The organism is Mesorhizobium sp. M2A.F.Ca.ET.039.01.1.1, from assembly GCF_003998035.1.
Taxonomy (GTDB): domain Bacteria; phylum Pseudomonadota; class Alphaproteobacteria; order Rhizobiales; family Rhizobiaceae; genus Mesorhizobium.
In genome coordinates, this window is sequence record NZ_RZRY01000433.1 from 1 (window position 1) to 5,491 (window position 5,491).

A 5,491-nucleotide genomic window follows, 5' to 3' on the forward strand; every position below is an offset into this window, starting at 1 on the left:
AGTCAGCGCCTTCTCGCGATCCCAGTCGGCGCTCACCATAACCACCACTTCCAGCTTGCCCTCGACCGCCTGCTTGAAGCCCTTGATGCGGGCGTTCGAGCCGACGTCGCCGACGATACCGGCAATCAGCGCCACCTTGGAGCCTTTCGGCACCAGCTTCAGCATCTCCTCGCCGGCCAGCGCGCCGGCGGCGACGTTGTCGGTGCCGATATAGGTCGAGACGGCGAAGCCCGCGGCCTTGGCCTGTTCGGCATCGATGGTCGAGTCGATGTTGACGATCGGCTTCTTCTTCTGGGCGACCGGCACCAGCGCCTGCACCAGGTTGGAGACGCTGATCGGATTGACCAGGTAGCAATCGTAATCCTGCAGGGCCATGGCTGTCAGCTTGTCGGCCTGCCCCGTCGCATCGCCCATATTGGCGGCCGCCTGCACGGTGACACCAACGCCGTCGGCCTTGGCCTGTTCCTCGATGCCCTTCTGCATGGTCTGGAAGAACGGATTGTCGAGGCCTTTGACGATCGCCGCGACCTTGGCGTCTTCGGCTTGCGCGGGCACGGCAAGCGGCGTGGCAAGCAGCCCAGCGCCGAGCGCCAGGCAATTGAACATGCGCATATATCTTCCTCCTCCGGATTTTTGATTGTCGGCTCGTTGTTCTGCGAACGGCATGGCTGACGAAACACACGCGAGCCCGGGGCTTGCGTTGGAAAGACAAGCTGGTGCGCGCACAAGGCGCCCGGTTCGGGTTTCTTTCATATCAGGCGTTGCTCCTCCCAGAGCGCTGATGATATCACATCAGCGTTATCGCATGTTTGGAAATAATTTTACGTACGTCAAGAATTAAAATGGAGCACAGTGCATTTTAATGGGCTCGGCGTCTGTGACGTGCCGCCATTGTGTCTTTAGCAGACGGAGCTCCGAAGACCACGCTTGCGCTCGACCAAAGCGATCGAACCGGCGATCATCGACGACCACACGGTCCGCTGTTCGGAAATGGCTGCTCGTGGCTCGCCGGCTATTTCGCCTGGGGGAGCGACGGCTCCGTCTCGTCCATCATCTGTTTGACGGCATCGGCTGACCTGCGCATCTCCGCTTCGTCCATGGCCCAACCGGCGAAGCGTTCCAAAAGGGCGGCGAACGTCACAAGGTCCTGCTCATTCCACTGCGTCAGCGATCCAGCAAAAATCCGCCATTTGGTCTGGCGCACCGCCGTCACGAGGCGCTCGCTCTTGGCGGTGAGCTTGAGGCAAATTCGCCGGGCATCGAGCTGCGATGCGACGCGGAAGGCGTAACCGCGCTCGACGAGATCCGCGGAGATGCGACTGGCACGGGAGGGATCGATTCCCATGCGCTCGGCGATGACGCCGACCGTCACCTCGTCCTGCGGGGTGTCGCTGGCGACCGCGCTGAGCGCGATGATCGCATCGAGATGACTCAATTCCAGCGAGGGGTCGATGCGGGCCAGGATCAAACGGCCGAAGTCCCGGCGCTGGACCGAGCGGCGCACCTTGCTCATCACCGCATCGATGGCCGCCACAGCCCCGGCTGCCGCTTCGGACAGGCCATGGCCGCGCGCCAGATCGGCGAGATCCTGATCGCCTCGCGTCTGGCACAGGTTGGAAAATCGGTCCGGCTTGCCCGGCTCGGCATCGTTGCTCATCCCGCAGCGCGCTAGCAAAAATATATGCCGATGTCAATTGTATGCTAAATAGCATATATTTGACGTTGACATACATCTGCTGTGAGCACATAAACCGCGCCCTAGCCCTTGGAGATACGCGATGAGCCTTGACTCAACTCTTCCGGATGCGCCGCCCGTGGAGGCCGAAGCCAGGCCCGCTCTTACAACATTGATCGTCTATTGCGGTGCGCTGGTTGCCATGTTCATGGCCACCATCGACATGCAGATTGTCGTCACCGCCTTGCCCACCATTGCCGGAGAGCTCGGCAACCTGCATCTGTTTGGCTGGGTGGGTGCCGCCTATCTGCTCTCTACCGCCGCGGTCTCGCCGTTCTACGGCAAGCTTGGCGATATGTATGGTCGCAAGAATGTCGTCCTGACGGCCATCGGCCTGTTTGTGCTGGGCTCGCTGGTCTGCGGCATGGCATGGTCGACGGAGAGCCTGATCGCCGCTCGCGTGCTCCAGGGCATCGGCGGCGGCGGCCTGATGGTTTCCGCCTTCGCCATGATCGGCGAATTGTTCTCGCCGCGCGACCGCGCCAAGTACCAGGGTTACAGTTCGGCGGTGTTCGCGCTGTCCTCGGTGCTCGGCCCGTTGGCCGGCGGCTACATCACCAGCCTGTTCGGCTGGCGCTGGGTCTTCCTGGTCAATCTGCCGATCGGTATTATCGTTATGGCGGTGCTGGCATTCGCCATGCGCAGCCGCTTCAACGAGAAGAAGCACCATGTCGACTATCTCGGCGGCGCACTGCTGGCCATCGGCACGACGGCCATCGTCTATTGGGGCTATCATGTGCTTGATCCCTCTGGGCCGGACACATTCACCTTCGTGCTGCCGCTGCTTGCGCTGGTCGCAATCATCTTGTTCATCATGGTCGAACGGCGGGGCGGGGAGCCGATTGTGCCTTTGCGGCTCTTCGCCATCTCGACGGTCAGCATCGTCTCGGGCGTCTCGCTGGTTGCCGGAACGGTGACGCTGGGCATGTTCTTCTATTTCGCCCTCTATATGCAGACGCTGACGGGTCTCAGCCCTGCCGAAGTCGGCTTCCTGTTCCTGCCGGCCTCGCTGACGTCGATGGTCATCTCGATCGTCGCCGGACGGGTCATTGCCGCAACCGGACGCTACAAATGGATGCCGGTGGTGGCGATGGGCATGGGTGGCCTGCTGATGATAGGCTTTGTCTTCACCGGCCAGCACACGCCGATCTGGGTGCTGGCGGCGATGATGGCTGCATTCGGCATCTCGATGGGCCTGCAGTTCCAGGTGCTGATCGTGGCGATCCAGGCAGCCGCACCCTTGCAGGACATCGGAGCGGTGACCTCGCTGATCACGCAGGCGCGCACGCTTGGCGCATCGCTGGGCCTGGCGCTGAACGGCGCGGTGATGATCTGGGCCTTGAACCGGCAGACCGCGCAGCTTCCCGCTGACGCCGCCGCCTTGCTGCCGCAGGGCTTGAACGGGCTCACCCCGCACATCGCTTCGAGCCTGCCCGCCGCGATCCGCGAGGTGGTGCTCGATCATTACTCCAGCGGCTTCAACGTGATGTTCATCTGGGTGGCGGCGCTCTACTTCGTCGCCATGGGGCTGACGCTGCTGCTGGAGAACAGGGAGATCCCGAAGCGGGCCTGAGCCGCCGAGCCGGACGGAACTCGGACAGATTGAAGTCGCGTCAGCGCCTTCCCGATTTCAATTGAAATCATCCGGCTCTGGCGCCGGCCGCTCCGCCGGCCCGGTCGCCTGTCTCCTGGTCCTGCACCATCGAAAGCGCCGTGCCCGGCTCGCCTTCCCACAGGATAAGGCTGGCAGCGCCCACCAGTCCGGCGCGGTCGCCGAGCTCGGCCGGCACGATCGGCACGTCGCGATAGGCCTGCATTGCCCGCTCCTCGATCGTTGCCCTGATCCCCGGGGCCAGCAGGTCGAAGCCGTTGGCGAGTCCGCCGCCCATGACGATCACCTCGGGCGAATAGAGATGCAGAAGGTTGGTAAAGCCGATGCCGAGCCATTTCGCCTCCGCCTCGACCAGGTCGCGCGCCGCCGCGTCGCCTGTCCGCGCGGCTTCGATGACATGCCGGGCCGAGACGTCGCCGTCATTGGAGAGCCGCCGCAACTGCGAGCCGTCGCCGGGCGCGGTGAGCCGCGTCGCCCGGCGCCCGAGAGCGGTGCCCGAAGCGACGGCCTCGAAGCAGCCGACATTGCCGCAGAAGCAGCGATCGCCTTCTCCGGTGATCGTCATGTGGCCGATCTCGGCCGCCAGGCCGCGCCTGCCGTGATAGATGTGACCGTCGGCGATCACGCCGCCGCCGATGCCGGTCGACACGGTGACGAAGACCAGCGAGCCGGCGCCGCGTCCGGCGCCGAAGCGCCATTCGCCGAGCGCTGCCGCATTGGCATCGTTCTCCAACCGCACCGGCAGGCCGAACTGCCGGCTCAAAATGTCGATCATCGGCACGTTGTGCCAGCCGGAGAGCGTCGGCGGTCCGATGACGATGCCTGCCTTGGGATCGAGCGGACCCGGCGCGCAGGCGCCGATGCCGATCACTTTGGCCTGCGGGTGGTCGTCCAGCAGTTTGTCGGCGAGCGCGATGATCCGGCCGATGACCGCCTCGGATCCTGCTTCGGTCATCGTCGGTTCCGAGACGCGCGCTACAACCTCGCCGCCGCGCCCGATCAGCGCGCCACGCAGCTCCGTGCCGCCGAGGTCGAAGGCTAGCGCAAGCGTGCTCATCAGGCGGCGGCCTTCAGTCCGTGCAGCCAGGCCATGCGCCGCGCGAGGTCGGGATCGCCAAAGGCGAGCGAGCCCAGCACCACAGTGTCTGCGCCTGCGGCGCGCAGCAGCGGCACCGTCTCGTGGCGTATGCCGCCATCGGCGGCAAGGATGATGTCGGCCTCGCGGCCGGCCTGTCGCATCAGCGCGCGCGCCTCGACCAGCCGCGGGCAGGCCTTTTCGGACAGGCTCTGCCCCTTGACGCCGATCGAGGTGCCGAGCAGCGTCACGAAGGCGACGTCAGGCAGGAACGGCTCGATAGCGTCGACCGGCGTTTCTAGCCGCAGCACCACGCCCGCCTCGGCGCCGAGCTCATGCGCCAGTTTCACCGCGCGCAACCCGGCCTCGCCGTTTTCGGCGTGGATGGTGACGAGGTCGGCGCCGGCCTCGATGAACTGGCGCGTCTGCGCCTCGACGATTTCCGCCTCGACCATCAGATGCACATGGATCGGTTTGGCGGTCAGCCTGGCGATGCGTGCCACCAGATCCGGGAAGAACAGGAAGCCGGGGGTGAAGCGGGCGTCCGCCACGTCGATGTGGTGCAGGTCGGCATGGGCTTCGATCCGCTTCAGGTCGCGCTCCATGTTGGCGAGATCCGCCGACCAAAGCGAGAATTCGCCGATGAGCCGGTTGCGCGGCAGCGCGGCTATGGCCGCGGGTCCGGAGAGAAGTTTGGCGATCATGACGGAATGAGGCTCCGGGCTTTCGAGTGGGAATGAAGGAAGAAGTTGATCTGCTCATGCAGCTCGGCGAAATGCTTCGCGCTGTCGCGCGCCTTGGGCGTTACTTTCGTGAAGGTCGCGCCGGGTATTGCCGCAGCCAGTGCATGGGCAGTCGACAATGGGTGCACGGCATCGATTTCGTTGCCGATGACCAGCGCCGGAATGTCGAGCGCGGCAGCGTCGCGTTCCGAAACGCCGGGTCCATCGCCGGCGATGTCGGCAAGCACCCGCGCGAAGGCTTTGGCGTCGGGCCGGTCGAAATAGCCATGCAGCGAAGCGAGATTGTCAGGCGCGTCGCGGTAGAGCCGCGTGGCGGTCTCGGATTG

Annotated in this window: 5 protein-coding genes and 1 pseudogene; 1 reads left to right on the plus strand and 5 read right to left on the minus strand. The window is 64.7% G+C overall.

Features of this window, described 5'->3' with window-relative positions; all coding sequences use genetic code 11:
* Both EOA24_RS25975 and EOA24_RS25980 read right to left on the minus strand, forming a co-directional pair.
* On the minus strand, positions 1–612 hold a 612-nt coding region (locus EOA24_RS25975; protein ID WP_133374613.1), incomplete at its 3' end, for a substrate-binding domain-containing protein.
* 400 nt (positions 613–1,012) lie between these two features.
* Entirely contained in the window at positions 1,013–1,657 is a 645-nt protein-coding gene (locus tag EOA24_RS25980) for a MarR family winged helix-turn-helix transcriptional regulator (RefSeq protein WP_126081266.1), read from the minus strand.
* Positions 1,658–1,778: 121 nt separating this feature from the next.
* Between EOA24_RS25980 and EOA24_RS25985 the strand changes: the two genes are divergently transcribed.
* Complete coding sequence (locus tag EOA24_RS25985) at positions 1,779–3,308, plus strand: MDR family MFS transporter (protein ID WP_127410209.1); 1,530 nt, start codon at positions 1,779–1,781, stop codon at positions 3,306–3,308.
* Between the two features lie 67 nt (positions 3,309–3,375).
* On the opposite strand, the gene EOA24_RS25990 is transcribed toward EOA24_RS25985, so the two are convergent.
* From EOA24_RS25990 to EOA24_RS26000, 3 genes and pseudogenes are all read right to left on the minus strand, one after another.
* Positions 3,376–4,404, minus strand: coding sequence for an ROK family protein (locus EOA24_RS25990; protein WP_126081268.1), 1,029 nt, complete (start codon positions 4,402–4,404; stop codon positions 3,376–3,378).
* The gene (locus EOA24_RS25995; RefSeq protein ID WP_126081269.1) at positions 4,404–5,126 is read right to left on the minus strand and encodes a ribulose-phosphate 3-epimerase; all 723 of its coding nucleotides are present in this window, start codon (positions 5,124–5,126) and stop codon (positions 4,404–4,406) included. Before EOA24_RS25995 ends, EOA24_RS25990 begins: the two co-directional genes overlap by 1 nt.
* Positions 5,123–5,491 (minus strand): annotated as a pseudogene (locus EOA24_RS26000) (alpha/beta hydrolase); the annotation flags it as partial. The gene EOA24_RS25995 and the pseudogene EOA24_RS26000, both read right to left, overlap by 4 nt.